This window comes from Bradyrhizobium sp. Kon58, from assembly GCF_055807455.1.
Genome location: NZ_JBVVOT010000389.1, coordinates 1 through 281, shown reverse-complemented (window position 1 = coordinate 281; position 281 = coordinate 1). Strand labels below are relative to the sequence as shown.

At 60.9% G+C, this 281-nt stretch carries 1 protein-coding gene; it reads right to left on the bottom strand.

Annotated elements, in window-relative coordinates:
* Positions 1–281, bottom strand: a 281-nt coding sequence (locus tag AC0L20_RS40870; protein WP_473295803.1) for a hypothetical protein, incomplete at both ends; no start/stop codon positions are given.

The window sequence follows — 281 nt, the reverse complement described above, 5'->3', positions numbered from 1 at the left end:
GCGCCATCGGTGTGGAGCAGATGTTCAATCCACACGCCGGGGGTTTTCTCGTGGAAGGTGGCGACGATTTTTTCCGTCAAGGGTGAGCGGATATCCACCAGGTCGGTTTCCAGGCCAATCGGTGTCAGGCGCTGCTCCCCGATCAGGACCCCGTAGTAGCGGGTATTGATGAATATCTTCTTCGGTCGCGGCGGGGTTGGCGGTGGCGTCGCACGGGTTCGCAGCATAGTGCGTTCGGCCGTGAGCAGGGCCAGGTGGTGGCTGCTCTGTTTGTTGTACGC